Annotated in this window: 17 protein-coding genes; 6 read left to right on the top strand and 11 right to left on the bottom strand. The window is 69.0% G+C overall.

From position 1 onward, the window contains the following. Window positions 1-14: 14 nt before the first annotated feature. The 4 genes from ABZ664_RS19890 to ABZ664_RS19875 all read right to left on the bottom strand — a co-directional run bounded on the left by ABZ664_RS19890 (window position 15) and on the right by ABZ664_RS19875 (window position 4,657). On the bottom strand, window positions 15-398 hold the full coding sequence (locus tag ABZ664_RS19890) for a hypothetical protein (protein WP_362511480.1): 384 nt from the start codon (window positions 396-398) through the stop codon (window positions 15-17). 165 nt (window positions 399-563) lie between these two features. Further along, the gene (locus ABZ664_RS19885; RefSeq protein WP_362511476.1) at window positions 564-2,951 is read right to left on the bottom strand and encodes a ricin-type beta-trefoil lectin domain protein; all 2,388 of its coding nucleotides are present in this window, start codon (window positions 2,949-2,951) and stop codon (window positions 564-566) included. A gap of 162 nt (window positions 2,952-3,113) precedes the next feature. Further along, a complete protein-coding gene (locus ABZ664_RS19880) occupies window positions 3,114-4,481 on the bottom strand; it encodes a lectin (protein WP_362511473.1) in 1,368 nt (455 codons plus the stop codon). Next, entirely contained in the window at window positions 4,481-4,657 is a 177-nt protein-coding gene (locus tag ABZ664_RS19875; RefSeq protein ID WP_362511470.1) for a hypothetical protein, read from the bottom strand. Before ABZ664_RS19875 ends, ABZ664_RS19880 begins: the two co-directional genes overlap by 1 nt. Before the next feature lie 435 nt (window positions 4,658-5,092). Here ABZ664_RS19875 and ABZ664_RS19870 point away from each other — a divergent pair, with 435 nt between their 5' ends. Beyond that, on the top strand, window positions 5,093-5,818 hold the full coding sequence (locus ABZ664_RS19870; RefSeq protein ID WP_362511467.1) for a FadR/GntR family transcriptional regulator: 726 nt from the start codon (window positions 5,093-5,095) through the stop codon (window positions 5,816-5,818). A gap of 89 nt (window positions 5,819-5,907) precedes the next feature. Here the strand turns inward: ABZ664_RS19870 and ABZ664_RS19865 are convergent, their stop codons facing one another. Continuing rightward, window positions 5,908-6,216 (bottom strand): RICIN domain-containing protein, encoded by a 309-nt coding sequence (locus tag ABZ664_RS19865; protein WP_362511465.1) that lies wholly within the window; start codon window positions 6,214-6,216, stop codon window positions 5,908-5,910. Next, window positions 6,213-6,770 carry an RICIN domain-containing protein gene (locus tag ABZ664_RS19860; protein WP_362511462.1) on the bottom strand — a complete coding sequence of 186 codons (558 nt, stop codon included), beginning with the start codon at window positions 6,768-6,770 and terminating at the stop codon, window positions 6,213-6,215. Before ABZ664_RS19860 ends, ABZ664_RS19865 begins: the two co-directional genes overlap by 4 nt. A gap of 859 nt (window positions 6,771-7,629) precedes the next feature. Here ABZ664_RS19860 and ABZ664_RS19855 point away from each other — a divergent pair. After that, a complete protein-coding gene (locus tag ABZ664_RS19855; protein WP_362511459.1) occupies window positions 7,630-8,760 on the top strand; it encodes a ricin-type beta-trefoil lectin domain protein in 1,131 nt (376 codons plus the stop codon). 162 nt (window positions 8,761-8,922) lie between these two features. Here the strand turns inward: ABZ664_RS19855 and ABZ664_RS19850 are convergent, their stop codons facing one another. The 4 genes from ABZ664_RS19850 to ABZ664_RS19835 are packed head-to-tail and all read right to left on the bottom strand — an operon-like array spanning window position 8,923 to window position 13,283. Continuing rightward, a complete protein-coding gene (locus ABZ664_RS19850; RefSeq protein ID WP_362511456.1) occupies window positions 8,923-10,122 on the bottom strand; it encodes a glycoside hydrolase family 68 protein in 1,200 nt (399 codons plus the stop codon). Beyond that, window positions 10,119-10,943 carry a carbohydrate ABC transporter permease gene (locus ABZ664_RS19845; RefSeq protein ID WP_362511452.1) on the bottom strand — a complete coding sequence of 275 codons (825 nt, stop codon included), beginning with the start codon at window positions 10,941-10,943 and terminating at the stop codon, window positions 10,119-10,121. Before ABZ664_RS19845 ends, ABZ664_RS19850 begins: the two co-directional genes overlap by 4 nt. Further along, entirely contained in the window at window positions 10,940-11,908 is a 969-nt protein-coding gene (locus ABZ664_RS19840) for a sugar ABC transporter permease (protein ID WP_362511449.1), read from the bottom strand. Before ABZ664_RS19840 ends, ABZ664_RS19845 begins: the two co-directional genes overlap by 4 nt. A gap of 7 nt (window positions 11,909-11,915) precedes the next feature. Then, entirely contained in the window at window positions 11,916-13,283 is a 1,368-nt protein-coding gene (locus tag ABZ664_RS19835) for a hypothetical protein (RefSeq protein ID WP_362511446.1), read from the bottom strand. A 142-nt stretch (window positions 13,284-13,425) separates the two neighbouring features. On the opposite strand from ABZ664_RS19835, the gene ABZ664_RS19830 reads away from it, so the two are divergent. Further along, a complete protein-coding gene (locus tag ABZ664_RS19830) occupies window positions 13,426-14,487 on the top strand; it encodes a LacI family DNA-binding transcriptional regulator (protein ID WP_362511443.1) in 1,062 nt (353 codons plus the stop codon). Window positions 14,488-14,602: 115 nt separating this feature from the next. Here ABZ664_RS19830 and ABZ664_RS19825 read toward each other — a convergent pair whose 3' ends face one another. Then, entirely contained in the window at window positions 14,603-15,634 is a 1,032-nt protein-coding gene (locus ABZ664_RS19825; RefSeq protein WP_362511440.1) for a hypothetical protein, read from the bottom strand. Window positions 15,635-15,866: 232 nt separating this feature from the next. Between ABZ664_RS19825 and ABZ664_RS19820 the strand changes: the two genes are divergently transcribed. From ABZ664_RS19820 to ABZ664_RS19810, 3 genes are all read left to right on the top strand, one after another. Next, window positions 15,867-16,898: a LacI family DNA-binding transcriptional regulator gene (locus tag ABZ664_RS19820; protein ID WP_362511437.1), complete on the top strand. Its 1,032-nt coding sequence runs from the start codon at window positions 15,867-15,869 to the stop codon at window positions 16,896-16,898. A gap of 7 nt (window positions 16,899-16,905) precedes the next feature. Next, on the top strand, window positions 16,906-18,612 hold the full coding sequence (locus tag ABZ664_RS19815) for an FAD-dependent oxidoreductase (protein ID WP_362511434.1): 1,707 nt from the start codon (window positions 16,906-16,908) through the stop codon (window positions 18,610-18,612). A gap of 76 nt (window positions 18,613-18,688) precedes the next feature. Beyond that, window positions 18,689-19,972 (top strand): sugar ABC transporter substrate-binding protein, encoded by a 1,284-nt coding sequence (locus ABZ664_RS19810; protein WP_362511431.1) that lies wholly within the window; start codon window positions 18,689-18,691, stop codon window positions 19,970-19,972. Window positions 19,973-20,106: the final 134 nt, after the last annotated feature.

Here is a 20,106-nt window from a genome sequence, read left to right as displayed (position 1 = left end):
GGGCCGGCGGCGGCCTACGGACACGCGTTCCCTCGCGCGGGGCCGCCGGGAAGGTCCGAGGGCTCGTTGGAGGGAGCCGGCCCGGTCAGGCCCAGGGCGGTGACGCGCCGTACCAGGGACTCGCGCCGCACCCGAATCTGCCGGCCGTTGTCGTGGCCGGCGAGGGTCGCGGCGCGCACCTCGGCGATGACGTGGGAGTGCGGGACGTTGAGCACCGCGGCCGCCGTGGCGACGCTCACCAGGGGCTCGTCGGGCAGCATCGCGAGCCGTTCGGCGATCATGCGCTCGCGGAACTCGGCGGCGAACCACACGGTGGCGTCACCGATGCCGTGATGAAGGACGAGACCTTCGCGTTCCAGATACCGCAGGAGGTCGTCGATGTCGCCCGGCGTGCTCATGTGGTGCTTTCCCTCGTGTTCGGTGGTGTGGGCGGGATGGGGGCCTGCGTTCCGGCGACGGTGCCCCCCGGAGCGTCCCGGGCGGGTGGGTCCGTCCGCGCCCGCCCCCGGCCACGCCTTCGCCGGGGCGGTGGGCCGCCCCGGCGAAGGCGTGAGACGGCCGGATCAGTTGCGCAGGCTCCAGCGCTGGTTGGCGCCGCCGTTACAGGCCCAGAGGTTGAGCTTGGTGCCGTTGGCGGTGGCGTTGCTGGGCGCGTCCAGGCACAGCCCCGACTGCACGCCCGTGATGGTGCCGTTGGCGTTGACGTTCCACTGCTGGTTGGTGCCGCCGTTGCAGTCCCAGATGATCACCTGGGTGCCGTTGGCGGTCCCCTGGCCGTAGGCGTCCAGGCACTTGTTGCCGTACACCTGCAGCTGCTTGCCCGCGGTGTGGGTCCAGCGCTGGCTGGTGGCGCTGCCGCAGTCCCAGAGATGTGCCTGGGCTCCGTTGGCGGTGCTGTTGCCGGTCACGTCGACGCAGCGGTTCGACTGGGCTCCGACGATCTGCGCGCTCTGCTGTGGGTTACCGCCTGTCTGGGGGCCGGCGGCGGCCATCACGGCCTGGGCTCCCGAGGGCCAGTTGCCGTTGGTGACCGTGACGTTGCCGTTGACGACGTTGCCCCGGTCGCCGTTGGTCACGTTGGTGCTGCCGTTGGTCGACCAGTTGTTGGTGACGGTGAAGTTCCCCATGTTCTCGGCGTACCAGTAGTTGGCGGTGGCCCAGGTGCCGGTGGAGGAGAAGACGTTGTTGCGAGCGGTGTAGTAGCGCGAGCCCTCGTCGAAGTAGAGCCCGAAGTAGCCGTTGGTCCGCAGGCAGTAGTTGTCGCTGATCACCGCGTTCGGGTTCGCCGACAGCGTGTAGATGCATCCGCCGTCGTTCATCTGCTGCATGACGTCGTGCACGTAGTTGCCGGTGAGCCGGTTGTTGGACGCGGTGGTGGCCGTGGTGTACCTCGGCTGGTAGTTGTACAGGCCGCGACCGGCGTAGTGCTCACTGCCGCCGGCGTCGTTGGCGCCCCAGCCGTACCCGATCGACATGCCGGTGTACGGCATGTTGTAGACCTCGTTGTTGGAGACGGTGGTGGTGTTGACGTAGGTGGTCAGGACCGACACGATGCCCCGGTACTCCACGCCGAGGTCGTGGATGCGGTTGTTGCTGACGGTGATGTTCCGGTTCACCATCCGCTGGTCGCCGGGGTGGTGCGCGTCGGCGCGCACGCCGCCGACCACGATGCCGCCGGCCGAGGTGCGGGCGATCTCGGACCGGGTGACGGTGATGTTGCTCGCGCCCAGGCCGACACCGCTGGTGTGGCCGTTGGCGTCGTTGCCGATGCCCACGGCCGTCTGGCCGAGGTTGAAGAACTGCGAGTCGCTGAAGGTGATGTTGTTGGCGGCGGACACCTGCACCGCGGCGGGCATCTGGTACCAGTTCGGCCGGGTGGCCTCGAACTGCGGGCAGCCGTTGTGGCAGGAGGAGAAGCCGGGCCAGCTCCAGTTGCCGGCCATGTAGACGCCGGTCTGCTGGTCCACGTAGCCCTGGTTGCTGCTGGGGCCCATCCAGGTCGTGCCGGTGAAGGTGATTCCGGTGAACGCGATGTGGTGGGCGGGCGCGTCGTAGGTGCCCCCGATGTTCACCAGGGACTGCAGCACCGGCAGCTCCACGCTGACGTTGCTCATGTTCTGCCCGGCGAGCGGGATGTAGGAGAGCTGGCCGGTCCCGGGGTTGAGGTGCCACTCGCCCGGTGAGTCGAGGAACTCGTAGGCGTTGGCCAGGTAGAGCGGACCCGCCCGGTGCGGGCTGGTGAAGGTGTCGTACCCGAAGTTGTTGTTGCTCCAGCCGGGCTGCTGCATCGTGATGAAGTTCCCGGTGATGTTCTGCACCCTCACGTACCGGTCGGTGAACGAGCCGACGCTCTCCATCTCGACCTGGTTCTTGTTGGCGAGGTTGTTCAGATAGCTCAGGGCGCCGTTGGTGAAGGAGAGACCACTGCTGTTGGCGGTGAAGTCCGACCGGTTCACGGTGGTACGCGCACGCGTGGCGATGGCACCGTTGACGTAGAGCTGCCGGGAGTCGACCCCGGTGCCGACGTTGGCCCGCCAGATGTTCTTCCCGGAGTCGGCGAGCGACCAGCCGGTGACCGCCCTCGCGCCGCTGATCACGGGGCGTGCCGACGGGGCGGCCCGCCATATCACCTGGTACCCGTTGTTGCCGGAGTCGGCGGCGGTGAGCCGTAGCGGCGCGGAGAGCCGGTACACCCCGTCGGCCAGTTCCACGACGATGTCACCGGACATCGCGCCGGTGAGCGCCCGCACCGCGGTCTGCGCGGCCGGCAACGAGCACGGCTGGGCGCTGGAGCAGCTGCTGCCGCTGCCGGAGGGGGAGGCGTAGAGAGTCGTGGTGGCCGCGAGGGCGGGGGAGACCGGCGCCACCAGAGCGGCCGCGGCGGTCAATCCGATCGCGGCCGCTCCGGCCAGCATCAGTCTCCGTATCGCGGAGTACGAGAGTTCGAACACGGCACTTCCTTACGTGGGGGGGTGGTGGGAGGGCGGTTGGCGTGCCGCTCTCCCACGGCGGGCACCCGAAGGTGCCCCGCCGTGGGCGGAATCCCCCGCCGGGAGGTCGTTCTTCCCGGCGGGGGATTCCGAAGGTGTCTCAGAGATGGTCAGGCAAGAGGATCAGATCCGGGTCCAGCGCTGGTTGCCTCCGCCGTTGCAGGACCAGATGACGAGCTTGGTGCCGTTGGCGCTGGCGTTGTTGGGCACGTCCAGGCACTTGTTCGAGCCGAGGGCGGTGATGCTGCCGTCGGAGTTGAGGCGCCACTTCTGGTTGTTCTGGCCGTTGCAGTCCCAGATCTGCACCGCGGCGCCGTCGGCGCTGCTCTGGTTGCTCACGTCCAGGCACTTGTTACCGTAGACCCGCAGCTCATTCGCGCCGTTCGACGTCCACTGCTGGTTGCTCTGGCCGTTGCAGTCCCAGATCTGCGCCAGAGCGCCGTTGGCCTGGGAGGCGCCGGTCACGTCGAGGCACTTGCCCGAGGCCGTGCCCCGGAGCGGGCTCGTCTGCGTTCCCGGGTTCGCGGTCGGGGTCGGGGTCGGGGTGGGGTTGGGGTTGGGGTCGCTTCCGAACTGCGAGAAGAACCTCCACACCTCGCCCTTGGTCCAGGTGGTGATGCCGCTCTCGGCGTAGGTCCCGTCCACCGGACCCGGCATGTGACCGTTGTCGAAGGCGGCCCACACGACCGGGTAGCCCGCGCGGCAGCCCGAGTAGGTGGTGGTGATGTGCGTCCTGCTGCCAGAGCCCGGCTCGGGCGGGTTCTGGGCGGTGCAGCCGTTGTTCCTGACGAACCTGTCACGCAGTGACCGGCCCTGGGAGATGTTCAGCACCGAGTCGCCGATGCCGTGCAGTCCCATGTACGCGATGGGCTGGCTGCCGTCGCTGCATCCGCTGAGCTGGGCGCCGGCGTAGACCGCGACCGCGCGGAAGACATTCGCCCGGCTGCAGGCGAGCGAGTAGCTCATACCGCCGCCGTAGCTGAAGCCCATGGCGAAGCGCTGCGAGGTGTCGACGCACAGGGCCGCGTCGATCCGCCTGATCAGGTCGTCGACGAGGACCACGTCCTCGTTGCCGGAGTTGGCCCAGCCGTTGCCGATGCCCTGGGGTGCGACGAAGATCGCGTTGTTGTTCGACATCTGCCGCATGCCGTAGAAGGACCACGGGTAACCGCTGGTGCCGCCGGAGTCGACGTCGTTCATGGTGCCGCCCCGCCAGTGGAATCCGAAGAACAACCGGTAGGGGGTGTTGTTGTTGTAGTTGTCGGGGAGTCTCAGGATGAAGGAGCGGGTCTTGCCGCCGCTCTGGATCGTCTGCGTACCGCTGTTCAGCGCCGGGGCCTTGCCGCACCCGGCGGTCGGCGCGAGGGCGCGGGCCCCCGCCACCGACGACGCGGTAGCGCTGGAGCTGCTGCTCAGTGCCGCATGTGCCGAGGACACGACGAGAAGGGCCGCGACCGCGATCGCTCCGAAGAGGGATTTCCGCTTCACCATCAGGTGACCTCCCCCGCGGTTCGAATCTCGACATGTCTTGGTGGGCAGACCACTTGCTTCTCCTTCATGTGGGGGGTGAGGAGTTTCAGCCGGCCGGTGTGGCGGCTCGACGCCGTTTTGTTTTCGCCCGCGCCGAACAGCACGCCTGGCCGGTTCTTGCAGGTGTCGCCGAACAACCGCGCCCTGGTCCGAGGTGGTTGGAACCGTTCGCGTTGCCGTCGTGGACGGCGATGTCCGTCCTTGTCGCCGGTGGCTTCCCCTCCGCTCCAGATGTGGTCCGGCCAAAGGGGGGCCCTCCGACAGGAGGCGTCCCGGAGACTTAGCTACTAATTACGTTCCTCGCGCTGAGTCGCGTCAAGACCTTAAGCCCACTTATTTCTGACTCCTCACAGGGGTTCCTTTGTCAAAGTTGGCGCTCTTTTCAAGATAAGTGCAGGTAGATGGCTTACTTCTTCCTTCCTCTCCGTCGTGGATCCGAGCTCGAGCAGGATGTGTAGCACTTAATCTCAGGTAGGTTGAGAGGGATTGATGCTGATCCGTGCCTCAGTTGGTCGTACTCTTGAGGAGGTGGTGGCAGGGAGAGGGCGGGTAGCGTGATCGATAATCCGCGCGTGGAAGGCGCATACCGGCCGGGCTACGAGGTGGCCGCGGAGCAGGTGCTGGAGTTGATCACCAGGCTGCACCTGCGGCCGGGTGACCGCATGCCCACCGAGAACGAGCTGGCCCAGCAACTGGGCACGAGCCGGACCGTGGTCCGCGAGGCGGTGAAGATACTCTCCGCGCTCGGCAGGATACGCGCCCAGAAAGGGCGCGGCCTCTACGTGGCCGACGACGAGGGGATGCTCGGCACCGGACGATGGGCGTCCTTCTTCCTGCCCACCGACCTGGACCACATCTACATGCTGTTCGAGTTCCGCCGGGCCCAGGAGATGGAGACCAGCCGGCTGGCCGCCCGCCGCGCCACCCCGGCGGAACTGGGAGACATCGAGAAGTGGGCCGGGGTGTGCCGCTACGGGTTCGACACCGGACGCGAGGATCTGTTCAACGAGGGCGACGACGCCTTCCACACCGCCATCGCGACGGCCTCGCACAACATGTTCCTCCAGATAGCGGTGCGGGAGGCCCGCCGGCTGCAGGCGCAGTCCAACCTCATCGGACTGCGAGGCTCGGTGGGCGGGCACGCGGCGAAGGCCGTCGAGGAACACGACGCCATCTACCAGGCCATCCGCGCCGGTGATCCCGAGGCGGCGGCCCAGGCGGCGGCGACACACATCGACAACACGCTGGACGACTACCGCAGGGAGATCCAGCAACGCATCTTCTCGCCGACCGACTGACTCCCCGCGGGCGGGCGACGCGGACGGCAGGTGCGCGGCGCCGTCGGAACCCGCCCGGCCCGGTCGCGCCGGGCGGGTCGGCCGTGAGGTCAGGTCCGGGTCCGGCGCTGGTTGTTCTGGCCGTTGCAGTCCCAGATCTGTACCGCGGCGCCGTTGGCCTGGGAGGCGCCGGTCACGTCGAGGCGCCTGCCCGAGCCGCCCCCCCTGATCGCGCTCCCGGTCGCGGGAGTGGGCGTGATCGTGGGGGTGGGCGTGGGGGTCGTGCCGCCGTCGAGGCCGAGGAAGGTGATGGCGTGGGGGAACACGCCGTCCAGCGGCAGGGAGTGGCCGTAACCGGCGAAGCTGAACGCCTCCACGGGAGGCTGGGTCGTGGTGGCGCCGTACCTCGTCCGGGTCACGCCCGATCGAGGGCGGTGTTGGTGCCGCGGTCGATGATCTGCTGGCGGCCGTTGCCCACGCTGTTGAGACGCCACTGCTGGTTGTTGCCGCCGCTCCAGGCGGCCTGTCTGGCGTTGGCGTCGTTGGCGGTGTTGCCCCAGCTGTCGATGACCATGCCGTTGGTGCGGTTGACCATGCGGTACCAGCCGCCGCCCATCTGCGTGGGGCCTTCGCCGAAGGCCGTCCAGACCCGGGTGGAGTAGATCGACTCGCCGAAGCGTCGCAGGTGGTCCCCGATGCCCAGCAGGATCGTCCGCTGCCCGGACGGGATGGTGCCGTCAGCCATCGGGGCGATGTTCCAGGCGATGGCCTGGTTGTAGTAGGCGAGGAAGTTCAGCCGTTGCGCCTCGGTGATCTGGGGGAGGTTGAAGTCCTGCCAGATGACGTCGGGCTGGTAGCCGTCGATGACCTCCTTGAGCTTGTCGTACCAGAGCTGGTTCTCCGCGGTCCTGTCCAGCTGGCCGTACAGCTTTCCGAGGGAGGCGGTGGACTGCTCGGGGCGTTGGCCGCCCACGCGGGACGTGATCCCAGCAGGCCGGCCGCGGCGCCTCCGGCTCCGGTGAGCAGCGCGCGGCGGCTGAACGGTGACGAGGAGGATGAGGACATGAGCGGAAACCTCTCGGAGTGGGGGATTCTCCTGGCCGTTCCGCAGGTGGGATGAACTCCGTGGTCGACGGCCCCCGCCGCGCACCACCGACTTGGCATAGGGGCCGTCTCGGGGACTCAGTGTGGAAAGTATTACAAAATGTGTCAAGCTCGTGCGGTAAGGCTCTGTCTCACCGCGTACCGCACACGTGATGGACCCGCTTCGACGTCTGCCGGTCCTTGCGGGGCGTGGTGCCCTCCTCCGGGACGAGACGCTGGCGGTGAAATTTTCATCACATCACCACGGCCCGTTCGGTGCGGTGACCTGTGAAACGCCAGATGGAGCCGTCTCCGGCTTCCGCTCCTGTTCGTCTCGCCGTGTTTCCGGCTCTTGACAGCCTCTCCTCGCCTCGTGTTTGCTCCGCTGCACCACCACAATCATTCGACGCTGGAAGAGGCCGCGACCGGCAGAAAAATGTTAGCGCTCACATCTCCCCACCCCCCAAAAGACACACTCGGCGACCGTGAATCCCGGCCACACACCACATCCGCGATTCTCTCCCACGGTCACCGATTTCTCGACAGGAGGATTCTCCGCACGGCGAAAGCCGGACCGACCCGATCCATCGGACCTCGCAGCCCTGTGACCGGCGGGCACCCGCGAGGTGCCCCGAGCCGCCGCTCCCGCCGCCACATGACATTCGTTGGAAAGTGCTTCGAATACAGACCGTCAGCGCTACACGAGCTGTCAGCAGTAACTGCTCTCGGCTTTCGGAAAGAGGTTGAGCATGCGTAGGTGGAGACGGTGGTTCACCGCGGCGCTTCTGGCTGTGGTCGTGGTCGCGATGGGCGCGGTGACGCGGACGAGCGTCGCCGGCGCGGAGTCCAACGGCGGCGTACGGGTCATGCCACTGGGCGACTCGATCACCGAGGGTACGCAGGTGCCGGGCGGATACCGCATCGGCCTGTGGCAGCGGCTGGTCTCCGGCCGGTACACGGTGGATTTCGTCGGGTCACAGTTCAACGGGCCGGCCTCCCTGGGGGACCACGACCACCAGGGGCACCCCGGCTGGCGCATCGACCAGATCGACGCGAACATCACGAACTGGGCGCGCACCCAGAATCCGCGCACGGTGCTGCTGCACATCGGCACCAACGACATCCTGCAGAACTACAACGTGGGCGGTGCGCCCCAGCGGCTCTCCACCCTGATCGACCGCATCACCGCGACCGTGCCTGACGCGGACGTGTTCGTCGCCACCATCATCCCGCTGTCCAACTCCGGGCAGGAGTCCGCCGCCCGCACCTTCAACGCGGCCATCCCCGGCATCGTGCAGAACAAGGTGAACAGCGGCAAGCGCGTCCACCTGGTCGACATGCACAGCAAGCTGACCACCTCCGACCTGATCGACGGCATCCACCCCACCGCCGGCGGCTACGACAAGATGGCCGCCGCCTGGTACGCGGCCCTCCAGTCGGTCTCCGGCAGCATCGGTCAGCCCGGCGACCCCGGTTCGACGCCCTCGCCCTCGCCGACGAGCGCGATCAGGGGGGTCGGCTCGGGCAGGTGCCTGGACGTCGCCAACGTCTCGCAGGCCAACGGTGCCGCGGTGCAGATCTGGGACTGCAACGGCCAGAACAACCAGCGCTGGGCGCTGACCGGCGCGAGTGAGTTGCGGGTCTACGGCAACAAGTGCCTGGACGTGAGCAACCAGAGCAACGCCAACGGCGCGCAGCTCCAGATCTGGGACTGCAACGGCCAGAACAACCAGAAGTGGCGTTTCAACTCCGACGGCAGCATCACCGCCATCGGCGCGAACAAGTGCCTGGACGTGTCCAACAACTCCACCGCCAACGGTGCCAGACTCCAGATCTGGGACTGCAACGGACAGGGCAACCAGCGCTGGACCCGCGTCTGATCCGCACCCCCCAAACGGCGCGTGGGCCTGTACCCCCCAGGCAGGCCCACCCCGCCGACCGGTCCGGCTACCGGCGCGTGGGCCTGATCGTTCAGGTCCACCCGCCCCGCCGGACCGGCCCGGTGCTCCCGCCCCACGGCGGGAGCACCGGGCGGCGCGTGGTCATGGGAGCGGCCCCGCGTCGCTCTCGGCCACGGAGGCGTTCACCCCGTCGATGGTGAGTTCGAGGACCGGCGCGTTCGTCCCGCCGAAACCGGCCCTCGCCTCCGTGGCCGGGATCCGCATCGGATCCTCGCCGCCCGTGGACGGGTAGTTGAGGAAGCTCACCACCCGGAGATCGGGCAGCACCAACCAGGCGTACGCCTGATCGGGCTCGCTCTCGGGGTTGCGGACCACCAGCCCGGAGCCGTTCAGCGGCTCGTACGGTCCGGTGAGGCTCGGGGCCACGAAGCCGTACAGGCCGGTGGGCGCCGACCTCGGGGGGTGGAACGAATGCCGGTGCGTGCAGAAGAAAAGGTAGTACGAGGACCCGTACGCGACGATGTGCGGTCGTTCGATCTCGTGATTGATCCCGTCGGCCACCAGCAGTGGCGGCTGGAGCGACCAGCCGTCAGGCTCCGCGCCGGCGAGGGCCACCGCGCCCGTGAAGCGATCCTCCCAGGCGACGGAGGCGGCGACGAGAAGGTGCTCACGCCCGTCGGCGGGATCACGGAACCAGCCCGGATCGCGAAAGGCCCGAATCTTCCCCGGGCCACCCTCGACATCGTCGGCGGGCAGATACGTCCGGCCGTCCGAGCTCAGGATCTCGCGGTGCTCGGCGTGCGGTTCCAGCACGATCCGGTCGCCGTCGGCGACCAGCCTGGCACGTGCCTCCACGACACGCTGGACGAACGTCGGGCGCGCCTCGCCTCGCCTGCCGGCGGCCGTGTAGAACACCGACACCGTGCCGTCGGGCCTGCGGACCGCCGACCCCGACCACTCGCGGCTGCCCGGCGAGGCACCGTCGGCGAACGCGTGCCCCAAGTCCTTCCAGTCGTCGCCGTCCTTCGCGAGCAACCGGACGCGAGCGTGGTCATGACGGTCCTCGGGGTGACCGGTGGCGGGTGCCGACAGGCCCATCCACAGCTCGTGGCCGAGAACCGTGGAGGTCGAGCCGTCCTCCTCCTGGATCGGCCACAGGTCCCAGACGTCGTCGTGCGGCAGCACGCGCGGCAGGGCCACGGGACCGACGGCCGGCGCCGTCGTCGCGGGGGTGTCGGTGAGCAGGGCGAGATGGCGCCGGTCCCACCGCGCCGGCCGGCCGCCGTGTCCAGGCGATCCCGTCTCGGTATCCGTGCCGAGCAACGACATGACGTGTGTCATCCCTTCAGGGAGCCCTGGAGCAGAGCCGTGACGAACCGGCGCTGGAAGATGAGAAAGATCAGCAGCGTGGGAGCCAGGATGAGCAGCGACCCCGCGCACAGCAGCGGGATGTCGGTGCCCCACTGTCCCTGGAAGGCGCCCAGCGCGCCGGACATGGTGCGCTGCAGTGGGTCGTCGACCAGGACGATGGCGAGCAGGAACTGGTTCCAGGTCCACAGGAACAACAGGATGGCGAGCGACGAGATCGCCGGCATGGCGAGCGGGACGTGGACGCGCCAGAACAGCTGCCACACGTTCGCCCCGTCGATCCGCGCGCTCTCCGACAGTTCCGCGGGCATGTTCACGAAGTGCGCGCGCATCCAGTAGACGGAGAACGGCATGAACAGCCCGATGAGCGGAAGGATGATCGCCCACCTGGTGTTCAGCAGGCCCATGTCGCGCACCTGGTAGTACAGCGGGGTGATGATGCCCTCGAAAGGCAGCGTCAGCCCGAACACGAACGCGAGGAACACGACGTGCTGTCCGGGGATCCGCAGGTGGCCGATGGCGAATCCCGCCATCGTCGCGATGATGAGCGCGAGGGGGACCACTCCGAGCACGATGAGCGTGCTCGACTTCAGCAGCTCGCCCATCCGCGCCACCTGGAAGGCCTGGACGAAGTTGCCCCACTGCGGGTCGCTCGGCCAGGAGAGTCCGAGCGGGTAGGTGCCCGACGGGTGCAGCGCCGTGACGAACAGGCTGACGAACGGCAGAAGGGTGACCGTCATCAGCAGGACGAGCAGCACCCTTCCCGTCCACGCCTCTCGGTATCCGGTGATCATGTGGACCTGTTCCTGGTGAGCCACTGGATGGGAAGGGCGAAGACGAGCACGAGCAGCATCAGCACGACGGCGAGTGCCGAGGCCGTTCCCACCTGCCGGTCGGAGAAGGCCAGGTAGTAGATCTCCAGGCCGGGGACCATGGTGGCGTTCCCCGGCCCGCCCTGGGTCGAGATGTAGATGATGTCGAAGCTGGCGAGGGCGGCGATCACGGTCACCGTGACGCAGACGCCGATCTCCTGCCGCAGGCTGGGCACCGTGATCGAGAGGAACTCCCGAAGCGGCCCTGCCCCGTCCAGCCGGGCGGCCTCGTACAGCGCTATGTCGATCTTGCTCATGCCCGCCAGGAACAGCAGGGTGCACAGGCCGAGGAGCACCCACGCGCCGATCACCCCGACCGCGGGCAGCGCGGTGGAGAAGTCACCCAGCCAGGCGCGGGTCACGCCGCCGAGACCGGCGTAGGTGAGGAGCTGGTTGATCAGACCGGTCGACGACAGCAGCCAGCTCCAGGCGATGCCGGCGGCGACGAGCGGGATGACCTGCGGCAGGAAGATCACCGTTCTCGCCACGAGCGCGAGCCGGCTCGTGGCGATCCGCCGGATCGTCGAGGCGATCACCAGGCCCAGTACGACCGGGATCGCGCTGAAGAACACGATCAGCTCGAAGGCGTTCACGATGGAGGCGAACAGGTCGGGATCGAGGAAGACCTTCGCGTAGTTGTTCAGGCCCGCCCAGGTGGACGAGCCGATGCCGTCCCAGGTGTACAGCGAGTACTGGAACGTCAGGAGGATCGGCCGCAGGACGAAGACCACGTAGAAGGCGAGCGCTGGAACGACGAACAGCCAGCCGATCCAGTGCGGCGTGCGGAGCCCCGCCGATCGGGCGGGGCTCCTCCTCCTCGTCACGGCCTTCGGCCCGGACCGGGTCGCGGCGAGATCGACCGCCGCGTCGGGAGTCGGCCGTGCCATGGCGTGCTCAGCTCCCCTCGACCTGACTCTGGTAGTCGCTCTGCACCGACTTCAGCAGGCCTTCGGGGGTCTGCTGCCCGCCGACCAGCTTCTGCAGCTGCGGGGTCCAGCTCTTGGCGTAGATCGCACCGGTGGCGTTGGCGATGAAGTCCATCGCGCCGTTGTCCTCACCGATCTTCGCTCCGGCCGCGAGCGTGCTCGCCGTCACCGTGTCCTGGGCGAGGGGCGGCATATGAGCGTCGGCGGGACCCATGGGGTGCGATCCTCCGACCTCAACGGCGATGTCGCGCGCCTTCTGATCGCTCGCCACCCAGTTGAGGAAGAACGCGGCGCAGTCGGCGTTCTTGGCCTGGGCGCCGATGCCGAAGGTGAGGGGAGCCGACATCGCGGCCAGCTTGCCGCCCTCCTGCGCGGACGGCATCAGGAAGAAGCCCACGTCGCCCGGCATCTGCTTGTCGAGGTTGCCGGACTCCCAGTCACCGTTGAACATGAACAGGCCGTCACCGCCGATGAAGCGGCTCATCATCGTCGCGTAGTCGACGGCGTTGACGTCCTTCCAGAAGGTTCCGGCCTTGATCCAGCGCTCCAGGTGCTGCGCGGCCTGGAGGTTCGTCGGCGTGTCGATCGTGGCGTTCGGCTTCTGGAAGATCCAGTCGTTGATCGGCCCGGCCGTGCCGTAGGCGGCCATCAGACCTTGCAGGGGGAACGCCAGCCCGCCGGTGGCTCCTCCGTTGAACTGGGCGATCGGGGTGACGCCGGCCTTCTTGGCCTTCGAGATCGCGTCGTCGAGCTCGGCCAGGGTGGTCGGCGGGGACGACATCCCGATCTTCTCGGCGAGCTTCTTGTTGTAGAAGACGCCGGTCATGCTGAAGTTGAGCCCCATCGCGTACAGCGACCCCTCGCCTCGGGTCTTGCCCCCGGGGCCGAGGCGCAGCTGCGCGAGCTGGGACTCGGGCCAGGCGTCCCAGCCGAAGACCTTCGCGTAGTCGTCGAGGTTCTTCAGCAGGTTGTTCTTGACGAGTTCGGAGACCTGGGGGAGTCGCATGAGGTCCGGCGGGTCGTCCGCGAGGACACGCGGGGCGTTCTGCGTGATCACCGCGAACTGGTCCTCGCGGATGTTCCACGTGACGTTCTTGTGCTGCGCGGAGAACTCGGTGGTGAGCGCCTTCGGCAGGGGGAAACCGGTCTCGAAGTAGGCGTTGAGCGTGATCGGGTCGGTCCCGCAGGTCGGTGCGGCCGACAGCGGGGTGCTGCTGCCGGCGGCCTCCGGCTGCGGTGCGTTGTTGTTGCCCGGTGCGGCGCAACCGGCGGCCAGCGTCCCCCCCAGGACGACCATGAGCACCGCCCGGCGATGAGGGCTGAATCGACGCGACATCTGCGTCTCCTTGGTTGATCGGGAACTCGCCGGCGAGTAGCCGGATGTCCTGGGAACTCATTTGCTAAATCGGATTAGCAATGCGGTAGTCTCACCATACGTATAGCTGGCTGTCAACCCTCACAACGTGGGAGGTCTCTCGGTGAGCCCAAAGCGGGTCACGCTGGCCGATGTCGCCAAGATAGCCGCTGTCTCCACCACCACGGCATCGCTCGTCCTGTCCGGCCGAGGCCGTGAGCTGCGCATTTCCCAGGACGTCGAGCAACGAGTCCTGAAGGCCGCCGAGGAGTTGCAGTATCGGCCCAACATCGTTTCCGTGGGACTGCGCACGGGCACCACGCGGACCATCGCCTTCGTGTCCGACACGATCGCCACCTCACGGCTCGCCGGCGACATGATCAAGGGATCTCTCGAGGCCGCCCGGGAACGCGGTGTGATGCTGTTCATCGGTGAGACGGAGGGAGACCCCGAGCTCGAACGCGCCCTGCTGCAGGCCATGCAGGACCGTCAGGTCGACGGGATCATCCTGGCCTCGATGTTCACGAGGACCATCAAGGTGCCGAAAACGATAACGGCCGTTCCCGCGGTCCTGCTCAACGCGCTTCCCAGGCAGCCCTCCCCGCTTTCCTCGATCGTCCCCGACGAGGTCGAGGCCGGCCGCACCGCCGCCCGCCTGCTGCTCAAGGCCAGCCATCGCGAAGGCATCCACCTGGTCGGCGCCGGCCCCGGGATGCGCAATGTGCCCGCGGGAAGTGTCGCGGCCGTGGAACGGCTCGCCGGCATCCGAGAGGTGCTGGGCGAGGCGGGCGTCAAGATCGCGAGTGGGCGGGTCTGCCCTGACTGGCAGCCGGAGTACGGCCTCGACGCCACCCGCGCGATCCTGGAGAAGGGGCGCCCGCGCGCGTTGATCTGTTTCAACGACAGGATCGCGCTCGGCGCGTACCAGGCGCTCAGCGACCACGGGCTGAGAATCCCGCAGGACGTCTCGGTGATCTCGTTCGACGACCACCCCCTCGCCTCGTGGATGCGGCCCAAACTCACCACGGTGGCCCTCCCGCACTACGATCTCGGCCGCAGGGCGGTGGACGTGCTGTTCGCGGAGATCGGCCACCACCGTGACGGCGGGGCCGGCAGGGAGAGCGAGACGCACCGGGTCCCGATGCCGCTGCGCGACCGCGAGTCCGTCGCGCCACCGGCGGTCTGAATCGCGCGAACCCGCGGTGCCGCGTCCTCGAGGTGCGGGCGAGGTGAGGCCCGTGACACGCCGGGATGACGCGTCACGGGCCCCGGGCGATGGCGAGTCGTCCGGGCGCGTGTTCCTAGACGGCGCGGGCGACGGCGATCGTCGAACCGCCGCGCCGGCCGGCCTCGTAGAACATGTAGGCCACGCCGCCGTCGGTGCCGAAGGAGGGCGCGGCGCTACGGCCGTTGTCGGGGGCCCCGGTCAGGGGACGGTGGAAGACGCCGAGGTGCACCTCACGGTCGAAGGCGTTGCCCACCTCGGTGAGGAACACGTTTCCGCTGTTGCCGTGATAGGCGACATAGGTGGTGTTGTTCCGCTTGAGCAGGGACGGTCCGGACAGGTCGCTCTGCCCGTCGGGGCCGGGCGACACCAGCGGGGTCGGGTCGAACCGCCAGTCCATGCCGTTGGACGACCAGCCCCAGAAGATCTTGCGGGAGCCGCCGGTGACGCCCATGAAGACCATGACGTACTTGTTGCCCAGCCCCGGGACCGCGTGCTCGAAGACCCGGGCGTAGGAGGTCTCCGTCGAGCCGGGGATCATCGCGGTGGTCAGCACCGTGCCGTGGTAGGTGAAGCGCACGCCGTCGGTCGACCAGGCCATCCGGGTGGTGTTGTTCTCGCCGTGGAAGTACATGTAGAACCGCCGGTCGGCGGCGTTCCAGATGATGTGCGGCGAGGAGATGTGGCTCACCGAGTAGTGCGGTGACCAGGTCCTGGGGATGATCGGGTTGCTCGGATACTCGGTGAACGGGCCGCCGAGCGAGTTGCCGTAGGCGAGGCAGATGCCGCCGGGCGCGTCGTGGGGGGCGTAGTAGAGGTAGTAGCGCCCCAGCGGGCTCGCGATCTTGTCGTACATGCCCCGGATGCAGGGGAAGATCAGCTCGTTGGTCGGGTTGTAGCGCAGGCTCGCCTTGTTGAACGCCGTGCCGATGTAGCGGTACGTGGGAAATCCGGCGGGCCCCAGCGCCGCGGTCGTACCGGCCCGTACGGGCGCCTGCGCGATCGCCGCCGTGGCCGTCCCGGGAAGGGCGAGCCCGAGACCGCCGGCCACGCCGGCGCCGACCGCCGCGCGCAGGAGTCCGCGGCGGTCCAGGAGGGGTTCAGACATGGAACGTCCCTTCGCGACAACTTTCACCGTGAGTGATGGTGAGAAACTTCTCCCTGATCGCAAAGATTCGGCCAGGCGTGCCCGCCCGTCAAGGTGCTAATACGGATTATCACCGGCGAAATTTCCAGGACAAGATCCTGGAGCCCGGCTCTTGACAGGATCCGCCGCTGATTGCAGGATGACGTCCCAACTTCGCTAATGCGCATTATCAGCAGATGGGACGCTACGAATCGTGACCGCCCCCGGCCGCCGGCTCACCCAGCAGGACATCGCCCGCATCGCGGGGGTGAGCCAGACGACGGTCTCGCTCGTCCTCAACAACCGGATCGACGCCGAGGTGCGCATCGCCCCGGAGACGCGCGAGCGGGTGCTGAGGGTGATCAGGGAGACCGGATACGTCGCGGACCCGGTCGCCCGGCGGCTCGCCGAGCGGCGCAACCGCATCCTGGGCGTCTTCACCTACGAGGCGGTCTTCCCGACCGCGAGCGCGGACTTCTACCACCCCTTCCTGCTCGGCATCGAGGAGTGCGCCGAGGAGATGGGCTGCGACCTGCTGCTGTTCACCAGTGCCAGGGCCGCGGGGGAGCGGCGCCGCATCTTCAACGAGGACAGCCGGGTACGGCTGGCGGACGGCTGCGTGCTCCTCGGGCGCGCCGTCGACCGCGACGACCTGGCCCGGCTGCTGACCGAGGGGATCCCCTTCGTCTCCATCGGCCGCCGCGACGACGCGGGAGCCCCGGTGCCGTACGTGGGCGCCGACTACTCGCCCGCGGTACGCGCCCTGGTCGACCGGGCGGCGGGACTCGGCCACCGGCGGCTCGCCTACGTCGGCACCGGGGCCGGTGCCGAGTCGCCGGCCGACCGCATGCGCGGTTTCCGCGAGGCGGTGGCCGCCGTCGGAGCCGAGGGAGTGCACGTGCCGGTCGTCGGCAGGACCCCCGAGGAGATGCTGGACGAGCTGTCGGCCGCGGGAGTGACGGCGGTCTTCGCCGAGGAGCCCGCCGACGCCGTGGCGATCATGCACGCGGCGGGCGAGCGGGGTCTTGAGATCCCCGGTGACCTGTCGTTCATCGCGCTGGGCGCCCCGACCAGGCCCGTCCGCGTCGATGTGGACCTCACCGGGTTCCGCATCCCGCGGCGGGAGATGGGCCGCAGGGCCGTCGAGCTGCTGGCGCGGCTGCTGGAGCGCGGCGGGGGAACGCCACAGGAACTACTGGCCTGCGAGCTGGTCGAGGGATCCACGCTCGCGCCGGTCCGGAGCTGACCGGACGGTGCGGAGCGCCGGGAACGCCAGGAGCGCCGAGAAGGCGAAGAACGCCGGGAACGGCGAGAAGGCGGAGAGAACGACGATGATGGGAGAGAACCCCGACGTGGTTGAGATATCGGCGGACGCGGTGGTCGTCGGCGGAGGACTGGGCGGCGTCGCCGCCGCCCTGGCGCTGCTGCGAGCCGGGCGCACCGTGATCCTGACCGAGGAGTACGACTGGCTCGGCGGCCAGCTGACCAGCCAGGCCGTGCCGCCCGACGAGCACTCCTGGGTGGAGCGGTTCGGTGTCACGGCCTCCTACCGGGCGCTGCGCGACGGCATCCGCCGCTACTACCGCGACCACTACCCGCTCACCGCGCGGTCGCGGGCCTGGCGGGAGCTGAACCCGGGCGCCGGGCACGTGAGCCGCCTGTGCCACGAGCCGCGCGTCGCGGTCGCGGTGATCGAGGCCATGCTCGCGCCGTACCGGGGCTCCGGCCGGCTGCGCGTGCTGCAGCCGTACCGGCCGGTCGGCGCCGAGGTCGACGGCGACCGGGTGCGGGCCGTGCGCCTGGAGCACCGCGACGGGAAAGGTGAGGTCACGGCCGTCGCGCCGTACGTGCTGGACGCCACGGAGACGGGTGAGCTGCTGCCGCTGACCGGCACCGAGTACGTGACGGGGTTCGAGTCGCAGGGCGACACCGGAGAGCCGAGCGCGCCCGCGGAGGCCCAGCCGATGAACATGCAGGCCGTCTCGGTGTGCTTCGCGATCGACCACGTCGACGGCGACCACACCATCGACAAACCCGCCGCCTACGAGTTCTGGAGAAGCTACCGGCCCGACTTCTGGGGCGACCGGCTGCTGTCCTGGCGCTGCCCGCACCCCAGGACCCTGGAGATCGTGGAACGCTCCTTCACTCCCAACCCCGACGACGACCCGCTGCTGGTGGAGGCCGACCAACGCCTCAACCCCGGTGACGCGAACCTGTGGACGTTCCGCAGGATCGCCGCGCGGCGCAACTTCGTCGACGGCGCCTACGACAGCGACATCACCCTGGTCAACTGGCCGATGATCGACTACCTGGAGGGCCCGGTCATCGACGTGCCGGACGCCGCCGCGCACGTGGCCGCCGCCCGCGAGCTGTCGCGCTCGGTGCTGTACTGGATGCAGACCGAGGCGCCCCGCGCCGACGGCGGGACCGGCTTTCCCGGCCTGCGCCTGCGCGGCGACGTCACCGGCGGCGGCGAGGACGGGCTGGCCCAGGCCCCCTACATCCGCGAGTCGCGTCGCGTCCGCGCCCTGTACACCGTGGCCGAGCAGGATCTGTCGTTCGCGGTGCGCGGAGACAAGGGCGCGGTGAGCTACGCCGACTCCGTCGGGGTGGGGATGTACCGCATCGACCTGCACCCCTCCACCGGGGGCGACAACTACATCGACGTGGCGAGCTCGCCGTTCGAGATCCCCCTCGGCGCGCTCGTGCCGCAGCGGATGACCAACCTGCTGCCCGCGTCCAAGAACATCGGCACCACCCACATCACCAACGGCGCCTACCGGCTGCACCCGGTGGAGTGGAACGTCGGCGAGGCCGCGGGGGCCCTCGCGGCCTTCTGTCTGGACAACGCCACCACCCCGCACGCCGTACGCGAGGACGAGGGACTGCTCGCCGACTTCCAGCGGCGGCTCACCCGAGACGGCGTCGAGCTGCGCTGGCCGCAGGTGACCGGCTACTGACCGGACGAGCGGCACCGGCCGGGCGACCGGTCACCCACCACGACCGCCGGGGGATTCCCAGCAAGGAGATCGGACCATGAGAACATTCGCGAAGCCCGCGGCCGTCGCGCTGGCGGCGCTGCTCACCCTGACGGCGTGCGGCGGGGGAGGCGAGGCCGCCCCCGCCGCGCAGGGCCCGCAGCCGCTGCGCATGACGATCTGGACCTCCAACGAGGCCCACCTGAAGCTGTTCGACGAGATCGCCGCCGAATACCGGAAGACGCGCCCCGACGTCGGCGAGATCAAGTTCGACCCCCTCCCCTTCGAGAACTACACCACGACCCTGACCACCCAGATCGCCGGGGGCAACGCCCCCGACCTGGCCTGGATCCTGGAGAACTCCGCGCCCGACTTCGTCTCCTCCGGCGCGCTGACGCCGCTCGACGACACGCTGCGCAAGGCCGAGGGCTACGAGTTCGACGACCTCACCCCCTCGGCGGTCAAGCTCTGGCAGGCCGAGGGCAAGTTGTACGCCTACCCGTTCTCCACCTCGCCGTTCGGCGTGTTCGTCAACACCGACCTGCTCAAGAAGGCGGGCCAGAAGCCTCCCGCGGAGATGATCGAGGACGGCACGTGGACCTGGGAGAAGGTCGCCGCCCAGAACGCCGCGGTCGCCGCCGAGACCGGCAAGGCGGGCATGGTCGTCCGCGACTTCGACTACAAGGGCTGGGACAACCTCTCCACGGTGTGGGGCGGCTGGGGCGCCCAGGCCTGGAGCGAGGACGGTAAGAGCTGCGGGTTCGACAGCCCCGAGATGGTCGAGGCGATGACGTTCCTGCACAAGTCGATCTTCACCGACAAGGCCTTCCCCGGCCCCGGCACCACGGCCGACTTCTTCGCGGGCGACGCGGCGATGACCATCACCCAGATCTCCCGCGCCTCGCTCCTGCAGGACGCGAAGTTCGGCTGGGACCTCGTGCCGCTGCCCGCCGGGCCCAAGGGCGAGTACTCGGTGATCGGCCAGGCGGGCCTGGGCGTCTTCAAGCAGTCCGCCAACGCGGAGCTGGCGGCAGACTTCCTCGCCTTCTTCACCAACCCCGGCAACTCGGCCAAGCTCGCCGCCTACTTCCCGCCGCCCCGGGCCTCCCAGCTCACCGCCGACACCCTCGCCAAGAGCAACCCGCTGCTCAAGCCCGGCCAGCTGCAGGAGGTCGTGATCGGCGGCATCGAGAAGGGCGTGGTCAAGCCCAACCACACCGGCCAGGCGGAGCTGTCGCAGACCGTACGGGCCGCGCTCGACCCGCTCTGGCAGCCCGGCGCCGACGTCAAGGCCGTGCTGGGCGGCGTGTGCGCCAAGATCCAGCCGATGCTGGGTGCGTGACGTGGCCGCGTCACACCCCCGATCCGCGGTGACCGGCCGGGCCCCCCGCCCGGGGGGCGCCCGCCGGCCGACCCCCCCCCCCGCGGGGGGGGGCCCCGGCGCCCAACGCCCCCCCGGCGGCCCCCCCCCGGCCC

It is taken from the genome of Streptosporangium sp. NPDC006930 (genome assembly GCF_040635605.1).
Classification (GTDB): domain Bacteria; phylum Actinomycetota; class Actinomycetes; order Streptosporangiales; family Streptosporangiaceae; genus Streptosporangium.
Note: the sequence above shows the minus strand (reverse complement) of the source record. Positions and strands in the feature narration are given on the sequence as shown.

Coding starts and splice junctions, on each gene's coding strand:
- ABZ664_RS19880 (WP_362511473.1), bottom strand. CDS start 4,481: ATGGTGAAGCGGAAATCCCTCTTCGGAGCGATCGCGGTCGCGGCCCTT.
- ABZ664_RS19890 (WP_362511480.1), bottom strand. CDS start 398: ATGAGCACGCCGGGCGACATCGACGACCTCCTGCGGTATCTGGAACGC.
- ABZ664_RS19855 (WP_362511459.1), top strand. CDS start 7,630: ATGCGTAGGTGGAGACGGTGGTTCACCGCGGCGCTTCTGGCTGTGGTC.
- ABZ664_RS19810 (WP_362511431.1), top strand. CDS start 18,689: ATGAGAACATTCGCGAAGCCCGCGGCCGTCGCGCTGGCGGCGCTGCTC.
- ABZ664_RS19850 (WP_362511456.1), bottom strand. CDS start 10,122: ATGACACACGTCATGTCGTTGCTCGGCACGGATACCGAGACGGGATCG.
- ABZ664_RS19845 (WP_362511452.1), bottom strand. CDS start 10,943: ATGATCACCGGATACCGAGAGGCGTGGACGGGAAGGGTGCTGCTCGTC.
- ABZ664_RS19825 (WP_362511440.1), bottom strand. CDS start 15,634: ATGTCTGAACCCCTCCTGGACCGCCGCGGACTCCTGCGCGCGGCGGTC.
- ABZ664_RS19840 (WP_362511449.1), bottom strand. CDS start 11,908: ATGGCACGGCCGACTCCCGACGCGGCGGTCGATCTCGCCGCGACCCGG.
- ABZ664_RS19835 (WP_362511446.1), bottom strand. CDS start 13,283: ATGTCGCGTCGATTCAGCCCTCATCGCCGGGCGGTGCTCATGGTCGTC.